Origin of the sequence: Burkholderia ubonensis subsp. mesacidophila, assembly GCF_002097715.1 — a bacterium.
GTDB lineage: Bacteria > Pseudomonadota > Gammaproteobacteria > Burkholderiales > Burkholderiaceae > Burkholderia > Burkholderia mesacidophila.
In genome coordinates, this window is sequence record NZ_CP020737.1 from 1,926,535 (window position 1) to 1,950,615 (window position 24,081).

A 24,081-nucleotide genomic window follows, 5' to 3' on the forward strand; every position below is an offset into this window, starting at 1 on the left:
CGAAGTATAGGAAAGCGCCAGTCGTTTCCAAGCTGCGTTTCCACCATCCGCGCGCGCCATCGAACAGAGCGCTTTGAACCGGTCCGAAAATTCCAGGGCAGGCCGGACCGACGGCGACCGTTTCACTACCCGGCGCAATGGCTTTTATTGCTTCGCGTGTCCGTAGCCTTCTCGGGTATCGTTGCGGCAAGGTCGCCGTCAGGAAGCGCACAGGCCGAAGCGCGGCAGCAGGTCGTGCAGCACGAACAACCGCTGGTATTGCACTGCGTCGTGGAAGCGTTTCCAGTCAGACGTGAGGAAAGCGGGCGCAAATTTGAAAGTCTCCTCTCTTTCGGCTTCGGGATCCTGCGGATCCTTGCCGAGGGCGAGCATCTTCCACGAGGTCGGGCCTTGGCTGGCGTAGGCGATCTCAACCGGACCGAACGAGAACATACCGTTGGCGATCGCGGCAATCCAGGTCTGATGCCGCGCTTCGCCATCGATCTCCTGGGTGCCGCGCAGCAGGCCGTCGATTGCGGTCTCATCAGCGCTCGGCAGGGGCACGTCCACCAACGTCTCATCGCCGGCGACGTAGCGCCGAACCATATTGAAGGCGCCGCGCGCGGCAGCGAGGAAGTCGGTCGGGTTATCGCGCCGTACCTGTTCGCCATTCTTGCGCGTGAAGTGCCATCGAATGAACGGGAGGTCGGGAAACGTCGTGGCCGCGGCGTGTCCCACCGGGAGGAAATCGGCGAGGTATTCCGCCAGTTTCTGCTTGAGGCCGGTCATCTCGGCATAGGCGGGGGAGCCGTTGTAAGCGGGACTATCCTCCACGCCAACGTCGGCGAGGTCGTTGAGATCGCACCTGCCGCCCACGAACTGCTGGTGCGCCCACGTATCGACATAGGTATGCAGCGCCACGCCGAGCCGGTGCAGCGCAAAGGGCAGTTCGCGGCGACGGATGCAGTCCTCGACCATTGCGCGCGCGACCTCGCTATCCGGCTTGCACATCAGCCGATGCAGAAAATCCTCTTCGGGTGTGCCGCCCGGCGGCGGCGCGGCATTGCCGGGCAGAAAGTGGAAGGGCAGCCAGACCAGGCGGTTGTCCGCCGCTTCGGCGTTCTTCGTGACGTCCAGCATCTTGTGCGAAGACGTGACTCGCACGTAGCGCTCGCCGCTGTCGAACTGCAACGGGCCGTCACAGGTTGCGTCGTCGACATATTGGGCGGCTTGGGCCACCGTGCTCGCCTGATCGTGCGGCAGTCCGCCGAGCCGGGCGGCCACGTAGGTGACGGCGTGATGGAAGTCGATTTGCATGCGGCCCTCCGCGAAGGGGACTACGAGCACGAACGAACACGCCGGCACGGTCATACGGACGTGGATCGACGCTAGCCACGGCGCGGTTGACATTGTCAAGTACTTGTTCGATGCTGTCCATATAAGAAGTAAGAAGGGGACTCCCATGCGACAGGAAGAGGTTGTTGCGTTTCGCGCTGACGACGGCCATGGGTGCAACCTCATTCACGTCCGCGGCGCCAGCCGGCCGACGAAGGAGCCCATCCTCCTGGTACACGGAGCCGGTGTTCGAGCCGACATCTTTCGTCCCCCTAACGACACGACTTTCGTCGACGCATTGATCGACGAGGGCTACGATGTCTGGCTGGAAAACTGGCGCGCCAGCATCGATCTTCCACCCTGCCAGTGGACGCTGGACGACGCAGCCCTGTACGACCACCCGGCTGCCGTGCGTAAAGTCGTCGAGCTGACGGGCGCGGCTTCGATCAAGGCGGTGGTGCACTGCCAGGGATCGACCAGCTTCATGCTGTCGGCGGTGGCCGGTCTCGTTCCGCAGGTCGACACCGTCGTGTCCAACGCCGTGTCGCTGCACCCGCAGGTTTCGTGGATCTCGCGGCTCAAGGGGCGCTACGCACTGCCCATCGTCGGCTCGATAACCGACTACCTCAATCCTCAATGGGGCGAGCACGCCACGGGTGTCGTGCCGAATCTGCTCAAGGGCCTCGTGCTGCTCACGCACCACGAATGCGCAAACGGCGTCTGCCGCTTTTCCAGCTTTACTTACGGCACCGGATTTCCCGTGCTGTGGCGCCACGAAAATCTCAGCGATGCGGTGCACGACTGGATCCGGCAGGAATTCGCCAATGTCCCGATCTCGTTCTTTCGACAGATGACCCGATGCCTGGATGCCGGCCATCTGGTGTCGAAGCTGCCCGGACTGCAGGCCGACCCGACGGCGCAGCCGCCGAAGACGCGGGCGCGCTTCGCGTTCATCGCAGGCGAGCTCAACGACTGTTTCAAATGGCAGAGTCAGCAAGCCACGTTCGACTGGTTCGAGCGCCACCGGCCGAACTATCACGAACTTCACGTGCTGGGCGGCTACGGTCACCTCGACATCTTCATTGGAAAGAACGCCGCGCGAGACGTGTTTCCCGTCTTGCTCGCGGCACTGGCTGCGCGTCACTGATCCCTGGCAAGCAAAGGAGATCGCAGATGGCTATACCGAGGCGACAGACGTGGCTCGCGGGCCGCCATGCGTTGGTCGACGACATCCCGTTCCGGATGCCGGTCGCGTCCCAGACTTCGCCGGCGTTGATGGCGGTGTTTTCGATCGATCTCGAGGCGGCGCGCCGCGTGATTCCCGGCAACGAGATCCATCCGTTTCAGCTCTGGCGCCGCGGTTTGCTTGTCGTGACGGTGATCGACTATGTGATCACCAACATCGGCCGCTACGTCGAGTACTCGATCGCCATCGCGTGCACTCACGGTCGACGTCCGGCTCCGCGCCTGTTGCCGGGCCTGCTGATGAAGGCCTTCGGTACCGGCCAGTACGTGGTGGACCTGCCCGTGTCGACCGAGATTTCGGTCAAGGGCGGCCGCGGTATCTGGGGCATGCCCAAGCACCAGGCCAGTCTGGACTTCGTGATTGGCGAGCGCTGGGTGAGCAGCCAGTACGACCTCGACGGCAAGATGATGATGCGCATCGACGTGACGAAGCCGAATTCGGCGTGGTTGCCCGTCAGCACGGGCGCAGTCAATTACTGCTGCTTTCGCGGCATGCTCATGAAGTCCTACATCTATTTCAAGGGCAAGCTCGGATTCTCGCTGTTCGCACCCGGCTCGGCACGCCTGTTCATCGGCGACCACCCGCGCATGGCCTGGCTGAAGACGCTGGATATCGATCCCATCCCGGTCGCCACGGGTTTTTTCCCATCCACGGCGGGTGTACTCGACGACTATTTCGAATGCTGGTTCGTGACCGAGCCCGAGCCGCCCGCACAACCGATGCCCGGCCTCGAGACCACGTACCCGCTCGGCCAGTCGCAGCAATGGCTCGCACCGCCGGCCCGCCCGGCTGACTGGGAATCCGCGCCATGTCCGGCCGCCTGCTGATTGCCAACCACGCGTTCCTGCTGCTGTTTGCGTCGATGTTCGTCGCTTGGGGCGTGATGCACGGCGTATTCATTTGGGCGGCGCTGCCGGTGGCGGTATTCGACGGAGCCAGCGGCCTGCTCTATCTCGACTTGCGACGCAGAGGGGGATGACCGATGGTGCGGATCTCGCGCAGGTTCATTCGCGGAACGGCGTCATGAGCGACACGCATCGTCCCCCGATCGCCGCCAACGATCCCATGGCCCGGCGAGCGCTGGTGCTGGCGGGCGGCGGCATGCGCGTGGCCTATCAGGCCGGTGCGATCAAGGCATTGTTCGACGAAGGCTTGCGCTTCAGTCACGCCGACGGCGCGTCGGGCGGCACGATCAATTTGGCCGCTTTGCTGTCCGGCGTGCTGCCGGACGATCTCTGCGCGCGTTGGCGCGCGCTGCCCGTCAAGGCGTTCGCCGCGTTCAGGCCCGTGATCGAATATCTGCACGCGACCAACATGAGCGCGCTGGGCAGTGCGTCAGGTCTGACGGAGCACGTGTATCCCGCACTCGGGATCGCTGTCGAACGGATCCGAGCGGCCGTCGGCATCGATGGGTCGTTCAATGTCTGTTGCTTCGACGACAAGACCGTCGTGCCGATCCCGCACCCGCAACTCGATCTCCTGCGTCTGGTCGCGGCGGCTTCGTTGCCCATCTTCATGCCGGCCGTGGTGGCCGACGGCAAGACCTGGACCGACGCCGTGTGGATCAAGGACGCCAACCTGATGAGCTGCGTCGAGCGCGGCGCGCGTGAACTGTGGCTCGTCTGGTGCATCGGCGACACGCCCGTCTACCACAACGGCGCGTTCAACCAGTACGTGCACATGATCGAAATGAGCGCCGCGGGCGCGCTGAACGGGGAGTTGGCCATGATTGCCGACATCAATCGACGTATCGCGTGCGGCGAAACCGTCTTCGGGCACGATCAGCCGATCGTCGTGCACGTGATCAAACCGGAGGTGCCGCTGCCGCTCGATCCGGACTTCTACCTTGGCCGGATCGATGCGGCGACGCTGATCGACATGGGATATCGCGACGCGCGGCGCACGCTGCGCACGGGTACGCCGGCGCCGCTGGATCCGGCGGCGTCCGCGATGCGTGAGCCGGGCGCGGGCATCAGCTTCCGCGAGACGATGGCAGGCGGCTTCTGCCTGGGGGCGACGGATCCGCAAGTCGGCGAACGCGACGGCAGCGCGTCTGCGTTGACGATGAATGCGACGATCCACATCGAGGACATCGCGGCCTTCGTCGCCGATCCCCGGCACGTGGGCGGCCTGACGGGCCACATCGATTTCGCCCCGTTTGGCATCGCGATGCCTTCGGAGTCCGGCGTCTTCGGCTTGTTTACGCCGAGCGACGATCCACGATTGACCTACATGGTTTACGAGATCGGATTTCGCCATGAAGGGCGATCGTACTACCTGGCAGGCAAGAAGCATGTGCGCATCGGCAGTCCGCTCAAGATGTGGGGCGAGACAACGACGCTCTATACGACGCTGCACGAAGGCCCGGATGCAAGCGGCGCCGTGGTCGGCGCCGGCGTGCTGCATCTCGGCGTGCCGCAACTCGTGCGGCTGATGGGCACGGTGCACGCGACCAACGCCCGGGCGTCGGGCCAGGCGACACATGCCATTTGGCGGTTTTTCGGGTTTTTCGCATCGGAACTTTGGCGCACCTATGTCAGGAGATCGCCGTCATGAGCGCGATTGAATACGATGTCGTCATCGTCGGGAGCGGTTTCGGCGGCGCGGTGGCGGCCTGCCGTTTCGCGGAGGCGGGGTGGCGGGTGCTGGTGCTGGAGCGCGGTCAACGCTGGACGCCGGATACGTATCCGCGCGACGATACCGACCCGTGGCTTTGGAACCAACAGGACCCGCAACGATTCCATGGCTGGGCCGACCTCCGCGTGTTTTCCAATATGTCGGTGGTGGCAGCCGCGGGTGTGGGCGGCGGGTCCCTGATTTACGCCAACGTCTCGGTCGAGGCCAAACCCGACGCCTTCGAACGTGGTTGGCCGCCGGAGATCACGTACGACGCGCTCAAGCCTTACTACGAGCGCGTGGGCTGGATGCTGTCGGTCCAGGAGGTGCCCGACAACCAGATCAGCGAACGCACCCGCTTGTTGCGCGACGCCGCCGACGCCTGCGGTTGGGGCGATCGATATCGCAAGTTGCCGCTCGCGGTTTCCTTCTCGCCGACCTACGATCCGTCCTTGCCCGACGCGCGCGACGACCGGCATTCCGTCAGGCACGTCAACGTGCATGGGGTATCGCAAGGCACGTGCGTGCACTGCGGCAATTGCGACATCGGATGCCAGGTGTCGGCGAAGAACACGCTCGACCTCAACTATCTGGCCGTCGCCGAGCGCCATGGCGCAGAAATCCTGCCGCTGCACGTGGTGCAGAACCTCGAGCCGCTCGGCCAGGGATGGCGCGTGCATTTCAACGTCATCGATCCTGCCGCCGGCAGTTGCATACCCGGAACCGTCACGGCGGCCAAGGTGATCCTCGGCGCCGGATCGATCGGCAGCACCGAGTTGCTGCTCCGCTGTCGAGACGAGCATCGCACGCTGCCGAATCTGTCGCCGCGGCTTGGCTGGGGCTGGGCCTTCAATGGCGACTTCGTCACGCCCACGTTCTACCGCCGCCGCAAGATCTCGCCGTCGCATGGCGTCACCATTTCCGCTGCGATTGACCTGCTCGACCGGACCGCCAGTGGCCAGTCGCTGTTCGTGGAGGACGGCGGCGTGCCCGACCTCGCGCGCGATTTCGTGCGCCGTCGCCTGCAACGTTCGCAGGGTGGGGTGATGCGAACGTTTTGGCGGACCTTCGAGCGCCATTTCGATTGCGATGACCCGGTCGACAACATGATGCCCTGGTTCGGTCAGGCGGTTGATCCGGGGGACGGGCGCATGCGCCTCGGTCGCTGCTGGTTTGCCCCATGGCGTCGCGAATTGCGGCTCGACTGGTCGTACGCGCGATCACAGCCTGTCGTAGACGCGATGATCGATGCACACCGGCGCCTGTCGGCTGCCACGGGCGGTGAACCTTTCGTCCCTCCGACTTGGAGCGACTTCCGCAAGCTGATCACCCCGCACCCGCTCGGAGGTTGCAATATGGGTCTCACGCATGCGGATGGCGTGGTGAACGCGGACGGAAAGGTATTCGGTTACGACGGGCTGTACGTGATGGACGGTGCGGTGGTGCCGCGTGCTCTTGGGCTGAATCCTTCGCGCACGATCGCCGCGCTGGCCGAGCGCAATGTTGCCGTGTTGCTCGGCAAGACGTTGGAGCATCCAGCTAAATGAGGATGTCGGGGTGGTTTTGCCTTGGCTTTTTTATTTTTCAACGGGTTGGGGTGGGGCGGTGAAGTCGCCCCCCGTGCCTTCATTCCCTCGGCGCTGACTTCGAGCGTGAATTCGTGCGGCTTCTTCTTGCCTGGCTGAGTGCGCCTGGATTGCCTGCGCAACCTGCAGCACGTGGGTCAGGCGCTTATGTTCGACGACCGCGGCTGGTTGCGCGGCGGCTTTGCGAACCGCGCGTTATACGCGGCGATGAAGGAGGGCGCATACGCATTGGCGTCGGCCACCGTACTGATGCCGCGTAATCTCAGCTCCTTGACCAGCCGGTCCTGCAGCGTCAGGTGCGCACGCTCCACGCGCCCCTTGGTCGAACTGCTGTTCGCGCAGAACGTGTCGATGTTCAGCTCGTACATCGCGCGGCCGAAATGTGTCACCCGATTGCCAGTCTTGCCCGGGTTGACGTTGCGAAACACGCTGTACTTGTCGCTATACAACGCACCCGGCTTGCCGTGGCGTTCGATGTACGCGCGCGTCGCCTCGAAGTAGCTGAAGGTCGACTCCGTGATCGTGAAATGCAGATGCATCAGCCGGCTCGTTGCGTCGTCCACGTACACCAGCAGCGTGCATGGCGAAGCCCGATCCTCGAACCACCGATGCTCGCTGCCGTCGATCTGGATCAGTTCGCCCAGGCACGCACGTCGTGCCCGCGGCTGGTAGACCTTCGGCGGGCGCTGCCGGCGTGGCACCCACAAGCCAGCGTCCGTCATCAGCCGGCGCACCGTTTCCTTCGCCAGCTGGATGCCGTGGCATTCCCAAAGCTTCTCGCACGCCAGCGTCGGTCCGAAATCGGCGTAGCGATCACGGATGATCGTCAGCGCCCGATCGGCCGTTACCGCGTCCAATCGATTGTTGCTGGGCTTCGCGCGCCGCTGCGACACGAGACCTTGCGGCCCGTGCTCGCGCAGCCGGGCGACCAGCCGGCGAATCTGCCGCGTCGTCAACCCGAGTCGCTCGGCCGCGCGCCACGGCTTGAGCTTGCCGTCCGCCACATCCTGAATGACCTTGAGTCTGTCCAGTTCGCGCATCGTCATCGTGATCCGTTCTGTCGCAGCCATCGAAGCTCCCGGCGCCGGACCACCGGCGGCCGGATAGCTTACGCGGCACGAAAGCGGACATCTGAACTTAGCTAAAAGCGGACATTACTAAAAAGCCGTGACATCCGATTTGGTGATAATTGAGATTATGTCAACTTATGCGAAGCCGGCGCGTAGCCAACAGCGACGGATTCCGGGAACTTGCATAACCTTATTTTTCCCGAATTCCTGCCGTCATACCGGCTGGGTGCGCGCTGCTAAACTCACCGGAACATTCGAGTCCGCCATCGCGCGCGCCGTCGATCACCACGCGCATCTTTCCCGTCGCTTCGGCTTTCACCTATGAAAACTATTGCCGCGCTCGCCCTTGCAGCCGTCTGCCTTTCGGCTCACGCCGAAGACCTTTCTCCCGCCATCCTCAGCTGTAGCAGCTACACCAATGCTGGCGATTTCGTATCGTCTTTCTCGACCAAGAAACCCAGCCGGGTCATTGGTGGCGTGGGCTATTACACACCGCGCCGTCGCGTTACTTTCAGCGGTCAACCCGTACTCGCGCTGTTCGCCTATGGTTCTGGTGTTGATCGACGCGGCCCTGGCTATGGGTACGGCGTTGTCCTGGAGGGCACGCCTGCCTATGGCTCGATGCTCGTTAAAGATAGCCCCGCACATTCATGGACATCGAACTACGGCATGTCCGGCCACGAATTCATTGAGGTCGGTTGCATCAAATGAAAAGCCCGGCGTCGGCCGGGTTTTTTCAGCTTGCGGTTTCATCCTGCGTAAGCGCACGCGTCACGTGTCCAGGCATACCAATCACCAGCATGCGCGGCGGAATGTGCTCCCCGCAGAAACGACCGCGCATGCCCCGACAATTCGATCCTCACATCCCGGCAAGGTCATTGGCGAACTGATTCGTATAGCCAAGGGTGCCAACACCGCCGATGGAGTTGCACGTTGACGATGCAGCACCGGGTGGGCAATCGACGTCACGGTCAAACGACCAGAAGTGGACGCCCACGAGCCCATTCTGTTTCACAAACGCGGCCGTGACGTCTGCATCCGCAGGTGTGAAGGTTTCACCGGCCACATCGTTACCGCCAATCATCGGAGTCAGTTCAATCTGGCTGTACGGTACGCCCCAGTGATCGTGCAGGTTCATGGCCGCCTGAATGGCCGACTGTCCCATCTGGCAGGTACCGTTCGCGACCACGCAGTTCCCCGCCCCCGCCGAACCGTAGTCCATCGTCATCAGGTTGATGGTGTAGTTCTTCAGGCCGTACGCCTGGATAGCCTGCATGACCCAATCACCGTAAATGTTGAAGCTGTCCGGTGCGCTTGCGCCCCATGAGCTGGCCACGGCCGATCCCGGCTGGGACGGGGCAAGTGTCGCCAGGGTGAAGCTGAAACGCAGATTGGGGTAATTCTGCTGGGCCACTGCCACACGCTGCACCAGATCGTTGATCACCTGTTGCGACTGCCCTGCCTCGATATCGAAATCGATCCCGACGAGGTTATTTGATGCATAACGCTTGATGAAAGCCGCCATGCCGGCATCGCTACCGCACGTGAACGAACCCGCTGCGCCGCCGGTGGAAATCACGTAGTTCACGTTGGCCGCGGTGAACAGCGGCACATTTGCGGCGGCCAGCGCGCCACCATCGACGCCCGCCCAGTTCTCGCTGCCGCATTCGCCGGTTGCAAACGCGAGCGTCAGCGTACGAACATTGGTCGGAAGCACCGACAGCACCGGGCTCAGCTGGCCTGTGACGTTTGACGAAATGACGTTCGTGTTCCAGTTCATCGAAATCGTCGCGTCCTTGTACGGGCTATAAATGAATGCTGGAGCCGTGCCGGTTCCCGAGGTAGCTGAAGGCGGCGTGGTCGTGGCGGCGCCCGTGTCGAACGGCGCCCACGCCAACAGGAGCGCCGACGCGACACCCAAGGTCGATCGCCGCATGATGCCGGATTGTGCTTTCTTCATTTACCTGCTCTCTTTGAGTTGGGTGATTTATTTCATGCCTTTCACGTGAACTACCGAATCAATGTCGTAATCAGATCCGCCTTGGGACTGCCCCACCCGGTTACCAGGTCATAGCCCTTCACGGCCAGGTAACTTCCCGATATGCCGCTCGCAATATCGTGGAAACTTGCCGTATAAGCCGGCGTCAACGCGCCATTGACCTGGTTCTGCGCGTAGATCAACGGATTGAAGTAGCCGACAGGCGCCTTGCGCAAGGCGGCTGCCTGCTGGTTGGCCAACGCGATGAAGCCGGCCCACATGGGTGCGGCAAAACTGGTCCCGCCAAACTCGTTCGCGGTACAGTCGGTCTGGTTGGCGCACACGTAGAAGGTGAAGTCGGCGTTGGCGGAGACGTCCGGTCCATTGCGGTAGGTCGTCGAGCCCTTGTTGCTGGAATTGATCACGCCGCGGATCTTCTGCCAGGATGGAATCGCGATGCGGTCGGGGGAGACGCCGCCGCCGCTGTCACTCCAGGCCGTCTCGGCCTTCCATGCGCCTGCCGCAGAGCCAGTCGTCAGATCGGTCCCGCCGACGGAAATGACGTAGGCGCTGTCCGCGGGCCATGCCTCGTTGGTCGTCGACCAGGTCGAGCTGTCGCCGGACGCGGCAAAGAACGATTGCCCCTGGGCGGCCATTTTCTCGAAGTACGGATCCAGCGTGGACGGATCGGCCGGCGTCCAGCCCCACGAGCAGCCGATCGTCATCGGCAGCGGGTTGCGGGTCGTCATCGCGCTGAGGATGGCCGTGTCGGTGGAACCGACATACATCGTCAGACTCGCGAGGCCGGGCGCCATGCCGAGTGCCTGGGTCATGTCGAGCGTCTGTTCGCCGTCATCGCACACGCTGGGGTCGCAAGACGTCGCGGTCCCGTCGGTCGAGAGTAGCGTGATCGGGACACGATTGGTCTGGCCGGCGTTGCGGAAGTAGGTGTCGAGGTCAGCCAGCTCTGTTCCCGCGTATTCAAGCAGGCCGAGGTGTTGCCCCGCGCCCGTCAGGCTGGCGCCGCCATAGTAGGCCGCTCGCATGTCGCTTCCCAGGAACGAAGCGGACGGACCCGAACCGGTCGTGGCACGAGTGACGACGGAATCGGGACGGATGCCGTGCGCTTTCGCGTAGTCGCCCTTCTTGACGAACAGCGGATGCGGGATCGAATAGTTGTCGAGCCCCGAGACGTGCCAAAGCGGAACGTCCATCGAGGTTGTCGGCTCACGATCAGGGCCGAAAAAAAGCCGGCCCTCCGTCGGATGCTGGTAGTAGCGCAGCCTCAGGTTGAAGGCAGCTTCAATGACCGAAGCGGGTCCGCTCACCTGTACGTCCATGCCGTCGCGGCTGCCGCCTGTCAACGTCAGGCCGTGCTTGACGAGATATTGCACGGTCGAATCGTAGTCCGTTTGTGTCGGACCAAATCGCGCGCTGAACTCGGCAGGCGTCAGGTAATGACGGAAGTTCGGACTGGCCGGATTGGTCACATCCGCAACGAACGCGTCCAGGCCCTTCCGATCCCGCAGCGGGAGAACCACGTCGAGCACCATCCGCTGGTCTGCGGGGAAGTCTCTCACCGGTTCAGCCATCGCAATACTGGCGCCTGCCCGGACGTGGCGGGTCAGTACCTCCGCTGCGTGGCTTGCCGCCGCGCCAAGCGTGAGGAACAACGCGAGCGAAAATGAACAGGCACGTGGAATGCGGCCGGTTTTACTTTTGAAACATTGCCTTTCAGCAAATTTGACTTGAGTCATGGCTGCTCCTTGAGTTGACAATGAGCTGCTTGAGTCGCGCCTTAATGAATTGCAGATTTGGAATTGTGATTGGCATTTCTGGATGCCAATATTGGAAGCAAGTTTTTTATTATTGATCTTTTCGAAACCTCACCGGCCTGGCTGGCAATTTTTGCCTGAGACAAGCATAGAACGTCGCGAATAAACATCAAGCATTATTTAGAAGATTGTGCTCGGCCCCATCATGGCCAGCCGGGCCGCAGCGCGGAGTCGAATGAAAGGAAAGAAAGATTCGAAGTTCAAGGCATCAAACAAGCGCCCCGCCCCTCTGATCGTTGTTTTTCTCGGTGATTGTTTTGAAATATAAAAACCGCCTGCGGGCTGCGCAAAATTATTAGCGCAATTACCGATTTTTTATTCATTAAAAATATTTCGGCCCGCAACCAACGTCCTGGCCACGCTACCGCCCGCCCGGCGCATCATCGGCCTCATCCGCCTCGGCAGGAAACCGATGCTGCCCGAACCGCAGAATCAGCACGCCCACGGCAAGCAGCACGATGCCGAGCGTCGTCATCAGCATGTGTTCGGGGCTGTCCGTCACGCCGCGCAGGATCAGGTCCCGCGCAAGCGACGTCATCGCAATATAGAGCGGGAAACGCACCGGCAACCGCCCCAGACGCAGGTAGCGGACGGTCATCGCGAGCACTTCCAGGTACAGGAACATCAGCAGCAGGTCCGTCAGCGAAACCTCGCCGGCCACGACGACCTTCCAGGCTTCCTGTCCCATCGCGAACGACGTCGCGAGACCGATCACCACGAGCCCGGCGAGTTCGGCTGCATGAAGAAAGTGGTCGAAGCGCCGGCGAATGCGGTCTGCCGCGGTAGCCAGCGGCCGAGAGGTATTCAGTGTGTTCAAGGTGTTGGACAGCATAAAAAGTGGATCGACATCTCTATTCGCCCGATCGGCGGCGAAGCCTTCATCGATTCGTTATCCCGATCAACCTGCGCGCCACGCCCGACAGGCTGCCTTGCTCGACCACCGCGACAAGAACGCGCATCGCTTTCGGCAGCCTCACCGTGACGCTCGTTGCCCGATGGCAGCGGCCCTAATCTACTGCACGCGACACGCCGGCATCAAGAGCACAGCTGCCGCGGGTCTGTACTCCGATCCCGCTGCAATCAAGCTTTCGAATAACAGATCGGCGATTCGTGTTCCAAAGTCGCACCGAAGCTGCTAGATTGCTTTCGCATCGATATCCCGCGATGCGGCGCTCGCGCATGTCGCAATCGAGAACAGACGCCTGTCACACTTCTCCGATACGCTTTCGCAAAGCAGCGTTTCAACAACCCGCGTATCGTATCGGCGTAAATAACACCGACACACCCCGATGCAGACAAACCTTCCCTCCCCGCAGAACGTCCATAGCCCGCCGACCCGCAACGCGATCTTCCTCGTCGCGACCCTCCATCCCGGCGCCGACCACGCGGACACGGTCCGCGCGTGGTGCGGCGACATCGCCGCCTTCGTCCGCTCGGTCGGCAAGCGCGTGCCGTCCGGCAACCTGTCCTGCGTATGCGGCTTCGGCGCCGACGCCTGGGATGCGCTGTTCGGCGCGCCGCGGCCCGCGTCGCTGCACCGGTTTCGCGAATTCGGCGCAGGGCAGCGCGTCGCCGTATCGACGCCCGGCGACATCCTGCTGCATATCCGGGCCGACGCGATGGACCTGTGCTTCGAACTCGCGACCCAGCTGGTCGGGCGCCTCGGCGACGCGGTGCAGTTCGTCGACGAGGTGCACGGCTTCCGCAACTTCGACCAGCGCGCGATGATCGGCTTCGTCGACGGCACGGAAAACCCGGACGGGCGCGAAGCGGTCGATTTCACGGTGATCGGCGACGAAGACCCCGAATTCGCCGGCGGCAGCTACGTGATCGTGCAGAAGTACCTGCACGACATGGCCGGCTGGAATGCGCTGCCGGTCGAAACGCAGGAACGCATCATCGGCCGCACCAAGCTGTCGGACATCGAGCTCGACGCCGCGGTCAAGCCGTCGTCGTCGCACAGTTCGCTGACGACGCTGGTCGAGAACGGCGAGGAAGTGAAGATCCTGCGTGACAACATGCCGTTCGGCCGCCCCGGCGCGGGCGAGTTCGGCACCTACTTCATCGGCTATGCGCGCTCGCCGGCCCCGATCGAACAGATGCTCGAGAACATGTTCGTCGGCCGCCCGCCGGGCAATTACGACCGGCTGCTCGATTACAGCCGCGCGGTGACGGGCTCGCTGTTCTTCGTGCCGTCGGCGGACCTGCTCGACGCGCTCTCGACGCGCACCGCGCCGGACGCCGATGCCGGCCAGCCGGCCGCCTCCCCCTCGACCGAGCCGGCTTCCGACGGCTCGCTGAAAATCGGATCGCTCAAAGGAGCCCACCCGCATGAATAACCTGCACCGCGAACTCGCCCCCATCTCCGCCGCCGCCTGGGCGCAAATCGAAGAGGAAGTGGCGCGCACCTTCAAGCGCTCGGTCGCGGGCCGGCGCGTGATCGATGTCGAGGGCCCGGGCGGCGTCGAGCTGTCGGGCGTCGGCACGGGCCACCTGAACACCATCGCTGCGCCGCGCGAGCACGTCGGCGCGAAGCTGCGCGAGGTCAAGGCGCTCGTCGAGTTCACCGTGCCGTTCGAACTCCGGCGCGATGCGATCGACGCCGTCGAGCGCGGCGCGCGCGACGCCGACTGGCAGCCGGCCAAGGACGCCGCGCAGCGCCTCGCGTTCGTCGAGGACAGCGCGATCTTCGACGGCTATCCGGCCGCGGGCATCGCCGGGATCCGCGAGGCGACGTCGAACCGCAAGATCGCGCTGCCGAGCGACGTCGGCGCGTATCCGGGCGCGATCGGCGACGCGCTGGAGGCGCTGCGGCTCGCGGGCGTCGACGGCCCCTATTCCGTGCTGCTCGGCGCGGACGCGTACACGGCGCTTGCCGAAGCGCGCGAGCACGGCTATCCGGTCCTCGATCACATCAAGCGGATCGTCAGCGGCGAGATCGTCTGGGCGCCCGCGCTCAGCGGCGGCTGCGTGCTGTCGACGCGCGGCGGCGACTTCGCGCTGCATCTCGGCGAAGACGTATCGATCGGCTACCGCAGCCACGACGACGAGGTCGTGCGCCTGTATTTGCGCGAAACGTTCACGTTCCTGATGCTGACGAGCGAAGCATCGGTGGCCGTGGAGCCGCAGCAGACGGCTGTGTGACGATCGACAGATCGCGCGACAGGGGCTCGGCATGAGCTTCTAACGCCGACTGGACTGAACCCTTCCCGTCCCGCGATGCCCGGCGTCTAGCCACGGGCATCGCGGGCGCATCCCAGGCCGTGCGGTTGCCCGGCTATCCCCCTCCCCACGCGGGTGCCGGATCGCCTCCGGATTCGCGCCCCCTCCCGTCCGAACGCATTCGCACGACGAAACGACGCACGACGTTTCGCGTGCGTGACGAGCGCGTATTCGTCTGTACTCCATTTCAGCGCGCCCACCCTTCGCGCAAGGGTGCAATTCGCGCGCCACGGCGCCACCAACTGTGTCTTGGATGGCATCCGCCGATCCGCTATTTTTTGACGCAATCACCGTGATGCAGCGGGCACCTCGAAGCACTGCCCTGCACCGCACCGGACATTGCCCATCGACCTCTCTCACGGACCGGAGCCACCCCACCATGCCCGCCCTTTGCGATATCTGCCATGCCCGGCCTGCCGTCGCGCGCGCGACCGTGATGCAGGACGGCGAACGCAAGTCGATTTCGATCTGCGACTACCACTTTCGTCAGCTGATGCGGCATCAGAGCATGTCGAACCCGTTCGACGCGCTGCTGGGCGGTGGCGGCCTGCCGCCGCTGTTCGGCGGCGCAGGCGACGAACCGCTGTCCGCCGAGATCCCGCGCGAATCGGTCGACCCGACCGACGCATTCAGCGAACAGACCCTCGAGCTGCTGCAGCGCGCGGCGGAGAAAGCGCACGAGCTGCGCCGCAACGAGCTCGACACCGAGCACCTGCTGTACGTGCTCGCGGACACCGACGTGTGCACCGCGCTGCTGAAGGAACTGAAGCTCGCGCCGCAGGACATCAAGGGCTACATCGACGAGCATGCGCAAACGGGCAATGCCGATCCCGACGCGTCGCTCGACCGGATGTCGATCTCGCCGCGCGTGAAGAAGGCCGTGCAGCTCGCGTTCCAGGCGTCGCGCGATCTCGGCCACTCGTATATCGGGCCCGAGCATCTGCTGATCGGTCTCGCGGCCGTCCCGGACAGCATCGCGGGCGCGCTGCTGAAGAAATACGGCGTGACGCCCGAAGCGCTGCGCCAGAAGGTCGTGAAGGTCGTCGGCAAGGGCGCCGAGGACGGCCGCGTCGACCCGCCGACCGGCACCCCGAACCTCGACAAGTTCGGCCGCGACCTCACCGCGCTCGCCCGCCAGGGCAAGCTCGACCCCGTGCTCGGCCGTGCGCAGGAAATCGAAAGCACGATCGAGGTGCTTGCGCGGCGCAAGAAGAACAATCCGGTGCTGATCGGCGAGCCGGGCGTCGGCAAGACGGCGATCGTCGAAGGCCTCGCGCAGCGGATCGTCAACGGCGACGTGCCGGAAGTGCTGCGCGACAAGCGGCTCGTCGAGGTCAACATCAACTCGATGGTCGCCGGCGCGAAGTATCGCGGCGAATTCGAGGAACGCGCGAAGCAGCTGATCGACGAAGTCACCGCGAAGCAGGACGAGCTGATCCTGTTCATCGACGAGCTGCACACGATCGTCGGCGCGGGGCAAGGCGGCGGCGAAGGCGGCCTCGACATCGCGAACGTGCTGAAGCCGGCGCTCGCGCGCGGCGAGCTGAGCCTGATCGGCGCGACCACGCTCAACGAATACCAGAAGTACATCGAGAAGGACGCGGCGCTGGAGCGACGCTTCCAGCCGGTGCTCGTGCCCGAGCCGAGCGTCGAGCAGACGATCGTGATCCTGCGCGGCCTGCGCGACAAGCTCGAAGCACACCACCAGGTCACGTTCGCGGACGACGCGTTCGTCGCGGCCGCGGAATTCGCCGACCGCTACATCACGTCGCGCTTCCTGCCCGACAAGGCGATCGACCTGATCGACCAGGCGGCGGCCCGGGTGCGGATCGGCGCGACGTCACGGCCGGCGGAAATCCAGGAGCTGGAAGCGGAAATCGCGCAGCTCAAGCGCGAGCAGGACTACGCGTCGTCGCGCAAGCGCTTCGACGAGGCGAAGGACTTCGAGACGCGCATCGGCGACAAGCAGGCGCAGCTCGACGCACGCATGGAGGCGTGGCAGCGCAAGACCGGCTCGGAGACGCTCGAAGTGACGGTCGCGGCGGTCGCGGAAGTCGTGTCGCGCCTGACCGGCATTCCGGTCACGGAACTCACGCAGGAAGAACGCCAGAAGCTGCTGCAGATGGAAGCGCGGCTGCGCGAGCGCGTGGTCGGCCAGGGCGACGCGGTGGTCGCGGTCAGCGACGCGGTGCGGCTGTCGCGCGCGGGCCTCGGCCACACGCACCGGCCGATCGCGACGTTCCTGTTCCTCGGGCCGACCGGCGTCGGCAAGACCGAGCTCGCGAAGGCGCTCGCCGAGACCGTGTTCGGCGACGAGCAGGCGATCATCCGCATCGACATGTCCGAATACATGGAGCGGCACGCGGTCGCGCGGCTGATCGGCGCCCCGCCCGGCTACGTCGGCTACGACGAAGGCGGCCAGCTGACCGAGCGCGTGCGGCGGCGCCCGTACAGCGTGATCCTGCTCGACGAGATCGAGAAGGCGCACCCGGACGTCTACAACGTGCTGCTGCAGGTGTTCGACGACGGCCGCCTCACCGACGGCAAGGGCCGCGTGGTCGACTTCAGCAACACGATCCTGATCGCGACCAGCAACCTCGGCGCCGCGATCATCATGGACAACCTGACCCAGCCGGAAGCCGCGCGCAAGACCGACAAGGCGATCCGCGACGAGCTGATGCAGGTGCTCAAGGGGCATTTCCGTCCGGAATTCCTGAACCGGATCGACGAGATCATCGTGTTCCACGCGCTCTCGAAGGAGAACATCCGCGCGATCGTGCAGATCCAGCTCGATCGCGTCGTGCGCACCGCGGCCGCGCAGGACATCGCGCTCGTGATCGGCGCGTCGCTCGTCGAGCACCTGTCCGACGTCGGCTACCAGCCGGAATTCGGCGCGCGCGAGCTCAAGCGCCAGATTCGCCAGATCATCGAGACGCGGCTCGCGAAGGAGATCCTCGGCGACACGCTGAAATCGGGCGACCGCGTCGAAATCGACTACGACAAGGACAGCGGCGGCGTGAAGTTCGACAAGCTGCCGTCGGCCGACCAGAAGGAAGCCCGCTAGCGCGACCGCGCGCGAATCGAACGGCGCGCGCCCCCGCACGCGCCGCTGGCGCCGCCCCGCCCTCGCGCGGCGGCGCCGAACCCGGCCGCCACGCGGCCTAACCCGAGCCGAGATCCGGCCTGCCCGGAACGGCTCACGGAGCATTCACATGACAAATCGACGCGAAGTGCCAGGTATCAGGAAGTACGACGGGCCCGCCGGCGGTTGGGGCGCGCTTCGCGCCACGGCCGACGCCGTACGCACGCAGATGGACGCCATCGAGGCGCCGATCATCCTGATGCGGACCAACCAGCCCGACGGCTTCGATTGCCCGGGCTGCGCGTGGCCCGACAAGGAGCACAAGTCCACGTTCCAGTTCTGCGAGAACGGCGCGAAGGCCGTCACGTGGGAAGCGACGAGCAAGCGCGTGACGCCCGAGTTCTTCGCGGCGAACACCGTGTCGTCGCTCCTGCGCATGTCGGACTACGAGCTGGAGAACATGGGCCGGCTCACCCATCCGCTCGTCTACGATCGCGCGACCGACACGTTCCGCGCGGTCGAATGGGACGCCGCGTTCGCGCGCATCGGCGAGGTGCTGCGCGGCCTGCCGCCCGAGCAGGTCGAGTTCTATACGTCCGGCCGCGCATCGAACGAGGCGGCGTATCTGTACCAGCTGTTCGCGCGCGAGCTCGGCACCAACAACTTCCCAGACTGTTCGAACATGTGCCACGAGCCGACCAGCGTCGGCCTGCCGCAATCGATCGGGATCGGCAAGGGCACGGTGTCGCTGGAGGACTTCGACAAGTGCGAGCTGATCATCTCGATCGGCCACAATCCCGGCACCAACCACCCGCGGATGATGGGCACGCTGCACGAGTGCTCGCGGCGCCACGTGCCGATCATCGTGTTCAATCCGCTGCGCGAGCGCGCGCTCGAACGCTTCGCGGACCCGCAGGACATGATCGAGATGGCGTCGTTCGGCTCGACCCGGATCGCGTCGACCTACTTCCAGGTCGACGCGGGCGGCGACGCGGCCGCGCTCAAGGGGATCATGAAGGCGCTGCTCGCGCTGGAGGCCGAGCAGGGCAACGTGCTGGACCGCGCGTTCATCGCCGAGCATACCCAAGGGTTCGACGCGTTCGCGGCGGACCTGGAAGCGACGACGTGGGACGACATTGAGCGGGCCAGCGGCCTCAGCCAGGCGCAGCTCGAACAGGTCGCGCTCGCGTATGCGAAATCGAACGCGACGATCGTCACGTACGGGATGGGCGTCACCCAGCACAACAAGGGCACGGCCAACGTGCGCCTGATCGCCGACCTGCTGCTGCTGCGCGGCAACTTCGGCAAGCCCGGCGCGGGCATCTGCCCGCTGCGCGGCCACTCGAACGTGCAGGGCAACCGCACCGTCGGCATTACCGAGAAGCCGTCCGCGGACTTCCTGAAAAAGATCGAGGACGTGTTCGGCTTCACCCCGCCGCAACACCACGGGCACGACGCGGTCCAGGCGATGCAGGCGATGGTCGACGGCACGGCCAAGGCGCTGCTCTGCCTCGGCGGCAATTTCGCGGTGGCGCTGCCCGATCCGGAGCAGTCGTTCCCCGCGATGGGCAAGCTCGACCTGAGCGTCCACGTCGGCACCAAGCTCAACCGCTCGCACCTGCTGGTCGCGAAGGAAACCTACGTGTTCCCGTGCCTCGGCCGCACCGAGCTGGACGTCCAGGCGAGCGGCCCGCAATCGGTGACGGTCGAGGATTCGATGTCGATGGTGCATGCATCGGCCGGCAAGCTGAAGCCCGCGTCCGAGCAGTTGCGCTCGGAACCGGCGATCGTCGCCGGGATCGCGCACGCGACGCTGCCCGACAGCAAGGTCCAGTGGCTCGACGCGATCGCCGACTATGACCGCATCCGCGACATGATCGACCGGACGATCCCGGGCTTCGAGGCGTTCAACCAACGCATCCGCACGCCGGGCGGCTTCCGCATGCCGCTGCCGCCGACCGAGCGCGTGTGGCCGACGTCCACCGGCAAGGCGATGTTCTCCGTGTACAAGGGCGTGAAGGAAGACGCGGACGTGCTCGGCGCCGAGCAGGTGCTGCGGCTGATCACGCTGCGCAGCCACGACCAGTACAACACGACGATCTACGGGCTGGACGACCGCTATCGCGGCGTGTTCGGGCGTCGCGACGTGCTGTTCATGAACCCGGCGGACTTCACGAAGTACGGGCTCGAGCACGGCGACCTGGTCGACATCGAGACGGTCACGCCGTCGGGTCGGACGCGGCGCCTCGAGAAGATCACCGCGATCGAGTACGACATCGCGCCGGGGTCGGTCGGCGCGTACTATCCGGAAGCGAACGTGCTGGTGCCGCTCGACTACATCGACAAGGAAAGCGGCACGCCGTCGTACAAGTCGGTGCCGGTTCGCGTGACGCGCTCGGCAACCGTCTGACGACGGACGGCTCACGGCTGGGGTTCATGCCGCGAGCCGCCGATAGGAAAATGGCGCGTCGTCGGACGCGCCATTTTTTTGCTTGCGGGCGGCCGTCGCCGCGCGTCAGGTCAACTGGTAAGTATCCGTCGGCGCGACCTCCTTCGGCAACTCGGCGCCGCAAAGCTCGAGCACCGACCGCTCGATCGTGCGCGCCATCGCATCGAGCGCCAGCGCGTTGGGCGCCGTGCTGAACGGCTCGGCGACCTCGTTGGCGATCGCCTCCAGCGCGATCAGCGTATAGGAGATGAACACGCAGATCAGCGGCGTGAAGAATTCGGTCGAATCGACGAGGCCGAACGGCAGCAGCACGCAGTACGCATAGACGGTGCGGTGCAGCAGCACGCTGTACGCGAACGGGATCGGCGTCGACGCGATCCGTTCGCAGCCGCCGACCGCGTTGCCGAGCCGGTTGAGCTGCTCGTCGAACATCCAGAGCGTCGTGCCGGCGTCCGGCCCGCGCGCCAGCATCCGCGTCAGGTTGCCGCGAATCTCGTCGAGCATCGCGACCGGCTTGTAGCATTTGCGGGCGAGCGCGTCGGTGCGTGCGCGGCCGAGGATGCGCGTCAGGTCGTCGGCGGGATCGGTGTGGCGCAACTGATGCTTCAATGCGTAGACGAATGCGATCAGCAGGTCGGTCGTCTGGTTGCGCAATGCGTCGTCGACGTCTTCGGGCAGATAGCGCCGCATCTGCGACGTCAGCGTGCGCGACGCGATCAGCATGTCGCCCCACAGGTGCCGCGCTTCCTTGAAGCGCTCGAAGCTCGCGTTGTTGCGGAACGCGAGGAAGATCGCCAGCGCGAGCCCGAACAGCGTGAACGGCGCCGTGTTGAGCGGAATCTTCTCGCCGAAGATGCGGCCGTTCGTGAAGACCGCCAGCGTGCTGACGATCGCCATGAAAACCAGCTGCGGAATGATCGATTGCAATACCGAGCCGTTCCACACGAACAGCATCTGCAACCAGTTTTGTCTCGGTCTGACGATCATGATAGGTCTCTGCGGGTCGCGGCGCGACCGCGTTGCCCTTGCATAACGAAACCGGCCCCGCTGGGCGGGGCCGGATGGCTGGTGTTGGCTGATCCGGCCGCTTCCGCGCGGCCCCCGCCAGAATGCCTGCGCCCGCCGGCGTCAGTGATAGCCGTCCCCTTCCCGCACCTTGCCGCGGAACACGCGGTATTGCAGCGCGTTGTAGACGAGGATGATCGGCAGCACGATCACCGTGCCGACCAGCGCGAACAGCTGGCTCGAATGGCTCGACGACGCGTCCCAGATCGTCAGCGACGGCGGCACGATGTTCGGCCAGATGCTGATGATGAGGCCCGTGTAGCCGAGGAAGCACAGCGCGAGCGTCAGCAGGAACGGCGTCGCCTCGTGCCGCTGCCGCACCGTGTGGAAGATCCCCCACACGCAGACGAGCACCAGCACCGGAACCGGCAGGAACCACACTAGGTCGCCGCTGCCGAACCAGCGATGCGCGACGGCCGGCAGGCCGATCACGGTCCACAGGCTGACCACGGCCATCGCGCCGAGCAGCACGACCGTCAGCGGCTTCATCAGCAGCCGCATCTTGCGCTGCAGTTCGCCGTCGACCTTGAGGATCAGCCAGCCGCAGCCGAGCGTCGCGTAGGTCGCGAGCACGCCAAGCCCGCAGAACAGGCTGAACGGCGACAGCCAGTCGAACGGGCCGCCGACGAACTTGCCGTCGGCGATCTTGATGCCCTGCAGCAGCGAGCCGAGCACGACGCCCTGGCAGAACGCCGCGAGCGCGGAGCCGCCGATGAACGCGAGATCCCACATATGCTGGGTGCGCGTCGCCTTCGCGCGCAGCTCGAATGCCGCGCCGCGGAAGATCAGCCCGACGACCATCAGGATCAGCGGCAGGTAGTTCGCCGGCAGCAGCGTCGAGTACACGACCGGGAACGCGCCGTACAGCCCCGCCCCGCCGAGCACCAGGAACGTCTCGTTGCCGTCCCACACCGGCGCGACGGTGTCGAGCATCACCTGCCGCTCGGCTTTCGCGTCGAAGAACGGAAACAGCAGGCCGATGCCGAGATCGAAGCCGTCCAGCACCACGTAGATGAACACGCCGAGCCCGATGATCGCGGCCCATACGACAGGAAGATCGATGTGCATGGCTTACTCCGCTTCGGTGACGTTCAGCGGCGTGGACAGCGCGCTCTTGCGCAGCCCCGGATGCCGGTGCAGTTCGATGTACCCGGCGTTCGCGGCCGGCCCGTGATTCATCAGTTTCAACATGTAGTAGATACCCGTTCCGAATACGAGGAAATACACCACCACGAAGATCAGCAGCGACACGCCGACCTGCTGCGCGCTGAGCGGCGCGACCGAATCCACGGTCCGCAGCACGCCGTAGACCGTCCACGGCTGCCGGCCGACCTCGGTCGTGATCCAGCCCGCGAGCAGCGCGAGGATGCCCGACGGCCCCATGGCCAGCACGAACCACTGGAACCAGCGCGCTTCATAGAGACGGCCGCCCTTTCTCAGCAGCAGGCCGAGCAGCGCGGTGAGCAGCATCAGCATGCCGAGGCCGGCCATGATCCGGAACGTCCAGAAGATGATCGTCGAGTTCGGACGGTCCTGCGGCGCAAACTCCTTCAGCCCGCGGATCTCGCCGCTCCAGCTGTGCGTGAGGATCAGGCTGCCGAGGTGCGGCACCTGCACCGCGTAGCGCGTGACTTCCGCCTTCATGTCGGGCAGGCCGAACAGGTTGAGCGCGGTGCCGCCCTTCTCGGTTTCCCACAGCCCTTCGATCGCCGCGATCTTCGCCGGCTGGTATTCGCGCGTGTTGAGGCCGTGCGCGTCGCCGACGACGATCTGCACCGGCGCGAGCAGCAGCAGCATCCACAGCGCCATCGAGAAGCTGCGCTTGACCGGCTCGTCGCGGCGGCCGCGCAGCAGATGCCATGCACCGCACGCGGCGACGATGAAGCCCGCGACGATAAACGCTGCGATCGTCATGTGCACGAGGCGGTACGGGAACGACGGATTGAACACCACCTTCATCCAGTCGACCGGGACGACGATGCCGTTCTGGATCGCGTAGCCCTGCGGCGTCTGCATGAAGCTGTTCGACGACAGGATCCAGAACGTCGAGATCAGCGTGCCGACCGCGACCATCAGCGTCGCGAAGAAGTGCGCGCGCGGGCTCACGCGGTTCCAGCCGAACAGCATCACGCCGAGGAAGCCGGCTTCGAGGAAGAACGCCGTCAATACCTCATACGTCAGCAGCGGCCCGGTGATGTTGCCGGCGATGCGGGAAAACCCGCTCCAGTTGGTGCCGAACTCGTAGGCCATCACGACGCCGGACACGACGCCCATGCCGAAGCCGACCGCGAAGATCTTCGACCAGAACTGGAACATCGATTTGTATGCGGCGTCGCCCGTGGCCAGCCAGCGCCATTCGAGCACGGCGAGAAAGCTCGCCATGCCGATGCTGATTGCCGGGAACACGATATGAAAGGACACCGTGAACGCGAACTGCAGCCGCGCCAGGTGGAAGGCATCGAAGATTTCCATGATCGTTGTGTGCTCGTGGTTGTGAAGACGTCCGCCCGAAGCAGGAAATCCCCGCGAGGCTCGACGGCCGCCCCTGCGGCCGGCCCGGCGATTGCGCGTGAATCGCATCGCACCGACATCGAAGCGAGATGACGATATCGCGTTTC

General features: G+C 64.7%; 16 protein-coding genes and 2 pseudogenes. 10 read left to right on the forward strand and 8 right to left on the reverse strand.

Annotation, left to right across the window (positions count from 1 at the left end; translation table 11 throughout):
* Positions 1 to 198: 198 nt before the first annotated feature.
* On the reverse strand, positions 199 to 1,296 hold the full coding sequence (locus B7P44_RS09100; RefSeq protein ID WP_084906553.1) for a DUF6765 family protein: 1,098 nt from the start codon (positions 1,294 to 1,296) through the stop codon (positions 199 to 201).
* Between the two features lie 145 nt (positions 1,297 to 1,441).
* Between B7P44_RS09100 and B7P44_RS09105 the strand changes: the two genes are divergently transcribed.
* The 5 genes from B7P44_RS09105 (at position 1,442) to B7P44_RS09120 (ending at position 6,723) form a co-directional block, all read left to right on the forward strand.
* A complete protein-coding gene (locus B7P44_RS09105) occupies positions 1,442 to 2,461 on the forward strand; it encodes an esterase/lipase family protein (RefSeq protein ID WP_084903073.1) in 1,020 nt (339 codons plus the stop codon).
* Positions 2,462 to 2,532: 71 nt separating this feature from the next.
* Positions 2,533 to 3,387, forward strand: a complete 855-nt coding sequence (locus tag B7P44_RS09110) for an acetoacetate decarboxylase family protein (RefSeq protein ID WP_231716596.1) — start codon at positions 2,533 to 2,535, stop codon at positions 3,385 to 3,387.
* Positions 3,369 to 3,539 carry a hypothetical protein gene (locus B7P44_RS36225; protein ID WP_157721052.1) on the forward strand — a complete coding sequence of 57 codons (171 nt, stop codon included), beginning with the start codon at positions 3,369 to 3,371 and terminating at the stop codon, positions 3,537 to 3,539. Before B7P44_RS09110 ends, B7P44_RS36225 begins: the two co-directional genes overlap by 19 nt.
* Positions 3,540 to 3,583: 44 nt before the next feature.
* Complete coding sequence (locus B7P44_RS09115) at positions 3,584 to 5,116, forward strand: patatin-like phospholipase family protein (RefSeq protein WP_231716597.1); 1,533 nt, start codon at positions 3,584 to 3,586, stop codon at positions 5,114 to 5,116.
* The gene (locus B7P44_RS09120; protein ID WP_084903081.1) at positions 5,113 to 6,723 is read left to right on the forward strand and encodes a GMC oxidoreductase; all 1,611 of its coding nucleotides are present in this window, start codon (positions 5,113 to 5,115) and stop codon (positions 6,721 to 6,723) included. The genes B7P44_RS09115 and B7P44_RS09120 overlap by 4 nt, the downstream gene beginning before the upstream one ends.
* A gap of 206 nt (positions 6,724 to 6,929) precedes the next feature.
* Here B7P44_RS09120 and B7P44_RS09125 read toward each other — a convergent pair.
* Positions 6,930 to 7,832 (reverse strand): annotated as a pseudogene (locus B7P44_RS09125) (ISNCY family transposase); the annotation flags it as partial.
* 321 nt (positions 7,833 to 8,153) lie between these two features.
* Between B7P44_RS09125 and B7P44_RS36230 the strand changes: the two are divergent.
* On the forward strand, positions 8,154 to 8,543 hold the full coding sequence (locus B7P44_RS36230) for a hypothetical protein (RefSeq protein ID WP_133118120.1): 390 nt from the start codon (positions 8,154 to 8,156) through the stop codon (positions 8,541 to 8,543).
* Positions 8,544 to 8,691: 148 nt separating this feature from the next.
* On the opposite strand, the gene B7P44_RS09130 is transcribed toward B7P44_RS36230, so the two are convergent.
* The 3 genes from B7P44_RS09130 to B7P44_RS09140 form a co-directional block, all read right to left on the reverse strand.
* On the reverse strand, positions 8,692 to 9,792 hold the full coding sequence (locus tag B7P44_RS09130; protein ID WP_084903084.1) for a glycoside hydrolase family 18 protein: 1,101 nt from the start codon (positions 9,790 to 9,792) through the stop codon (positions 8,692 to 8,694).
* A gap of 50 nt (positions 9,793 to 9,842) precedes the next feature.
* Positions 9,843 to 11,567: a S53 family peptidase gene (locus B7P44_RS09135; RefSeq protein WP_084903086.1), complete on the reverse strand. Its 1,725-nt coding sequence runs from the start codon at positions 11,565 to 11,567 to the stop codon at positions 9,843 to 9,845.
* Positions 11,568 to 12,006: 439 nt separating this feature from the next.
* Positions 12,007 to 12,453 (reverse strand): phosphate-starvation-inducible protein PsiE, encoded by a 447-nt coding sequence (locus tag B7P44_RS09140; protein WP_205128708.1) that lies wholly within the window; start codon positions 12,451 to 12,453, stop codon positions 12,007 to 12,009.
* Between the two features lie 481 nt (positions 12,454 to 12,934).
* Between B7P44_RS09140 and B7P44_RS09145 the strand changes: the two genes are divergently transcribed.
* The 4 genes and pseudogenes from B7P44_RS09145 to B7P44_RS09160 all read left to right on the forward strand — a co-directional run bounded on the left by B7P44_RS09145 (position 12,935) and on the right by B7P44_RS09160 (position 20,359).
* Positions 12,935 to 13,984, forward strand: a complete 1,050-nt coding sequence (locus B7P44_RS09145; RefSeq protein WP_084903091.1) for a Dyp-type peroxidase — start codon at positions 12,935 to 12,937, stop codon at positions 13,982 to 13,984.
* On the forward strand, positions 13,977 to 14,789 hold the full coding sequence (locus B7P44_RS09150; RefSeq protein ID WP_084903094.1) for a family 1 encapsulin nanocompartment shell protein: 813 nt from the start codon (positions 13,977 to 13,979) through the stop codon (positions 14,787 to 14,789). Before B7P44_RS09145 ends, B7P44_RS09150 begins: the two co-directional genes overlap by 8 nt.
* A gap of 457 nt (positions 14,790 to 15,246) precedes the next feature.
* Positions 15,247 to 17,928: pseudogene (locus B7P44_RS09155) on the forward strand (ATP-dependent Clp protease ATP-binding subunit); the annotation flags it as partial.
* Positions 17,929 to 18,079: 151 nt separating this feature from the next.
* Positions 18,080 to 20,359 (forward strand): FdhF/YdeP family oxidoreductase, encoded by a 2,280-nt coding sequence (locus tag B7P44_RS09160; RefSeq protein WP_084903096.1) that lies wholly within the window; start codon positions 18,080 to 18,082, stop codon positions 20,357 to 20,359.
* A gap of 105 nt (positions 20,360 to 20,464) precedes the next feature.
* Here the strand turns inward: B7P44_RS09160 and B7P44_RS09165 are convergent, their stop codons facing one another.
* The 3 genes from B7P44_RS09165 to B7P44_RS09175 all read right to left on the reverse strand — a co-directional run bounded on the left by B7P44_RS09165 (position 20,465) and on the right by B7P44_RS09175 (position 23,935).
* Positions 20,465 to 21,385 carry a bestrophin family protein gene (locus B7P44_RS09165; RefSeq protein ID WP_084903099.1) on the reverse strand — a complete coding sequence of 307 codons (921 nt, stop codon included), beginning with the start codon at positions 21,383 to 21,385 and terminating at the stop codon, positions 20,465 to 20,467.
* Between the two features lie 141 nt (positions 21,386 to 21,526).
* Positions 21,527 to 22,531, reverse strand: a complete 1,005-nt coding sequence (gene cydB, locus B7P44_RS09170; RefSeq protein WP_084903101.1) for a cytochrome d ubiquinol oxidase subunit II — start codon at positions 22,529 to 22,531, stop codon at positions 21,527 to 21,529.
* Positions 22,532 to 22,534: 3 nt separating this feature from the next.
* Positions 22,535 to 23,935, reverse strand: coding sequence for a cytochrome ubiquinol oxidase subunit I (locus tag B7P44_RS09175; protein ID WP_084903104.1), 1,401 nt, complete (start codon positions 23,933 to 23,935; stop codon positions 22,535 to 22,537).
* Between the last annotated feature and the right edge of the window lie 146 nt (positions 23,936 to 24,081).

Bases quoted from the DNA above. Each gene is read 5' to 3' on its own strand.
- B7P44_RS36225 (WP_157721052.1), top strand. From the start codon at position 3,369: ATGTCCGGCCGCCTGCTGATTGCCAACCACGCGTTCCTGCTGCTGTTT.
- B7P44_RS09100 (WP_084906553.1), bottom strand. From the start codon at position 1,296: ATGCAAATCGACTTCCATCACGCCGTCACCTACGTGGCCGCCCGGCTC.
- B7P44_RS09120 (WP_084903081.1), top strand. From the start codon at position 5,113: ATGAGCGCGATTGAATACGATGTCGTCATCGTCGGGAGCGGTTTCGGC.
- B7P44_RS09135 (WP_084903086.1), bottom strand. From the start codon at position 11,567: ATGACTCAAGTCAAATTTGCTGAAAGGCAATGTTTCAAAAGTAAAACC.
- B7P44_RS36230 (WP_133118120.1), top strand. From the start codon at position 8,154: ATGAAAACTATTGCCGCGCTCGCCCTTGCAGCCGTCTGCCTTTCGGCT.
- B7P44_RS09130 (WP_084903084.1), bottom strand. From the start codon at position 9,792: ATGAAGAAAGCACAATCCGGCATCATGCGGCGATCGACCTTGGGTGTC.
- cydB (WP_084903101.1), bottom strand. From the start codon at position 22,531: ATGCACATCGATCTTCCTGTCGTATGGGCCGCGATCATCGGGCTCGGC.
- B7P44_RS09150 (WP_084903094.1), top strand. From the start codon at position 13,977: ATGAATAACCTGCACCGCGAACTCGCCCCCATCTCCGCCGCCGCCTGG.
- B7P44_RS09145 (WP_084903091.1), top strand. From the start codon at position 12,935: ATGCAGACAAACCTTCCCTCCCCGCAGAACGTCCATAGCCCGCCGACC.
- B7P44_RS09175 (WP_084903104.1), bottom strand. From the start codon at position 23,935: ATGGAAATCTTCGATGCCTTCCACCTGGCGCGGCTGCAGTTCGCGTTC.
- B7P44_RS09105 (WP_084903073.1), top strand. From the start codon at position 1,442: ATGCGACAGGAAGAGGTTGTTGCGTTTCGCGCTGACGACGGCCATGGG.
- B7P44_RS09160 (WP_084903096.1), top strand. From the start codon at position 18,080: ATGACAAATCGACGCGAAGTGCCAGGTATCAGGAAGTACGACGGGCCC.
- B7P44_RS09165 (WP_084903099.1), bottom strand. From the start codon at position 21,385: ATGATCGTCAGACCGAGACAAAACTGGTTGCAGATGCTGTTCGTGTGG.
- B7P44_RS09115 (WP_231716597.1), top strand. From the start codon at position 3,584: ATGAGCGACACGCATCGTCCCCCGATCGCCGCCAACGATCCCATGGCC.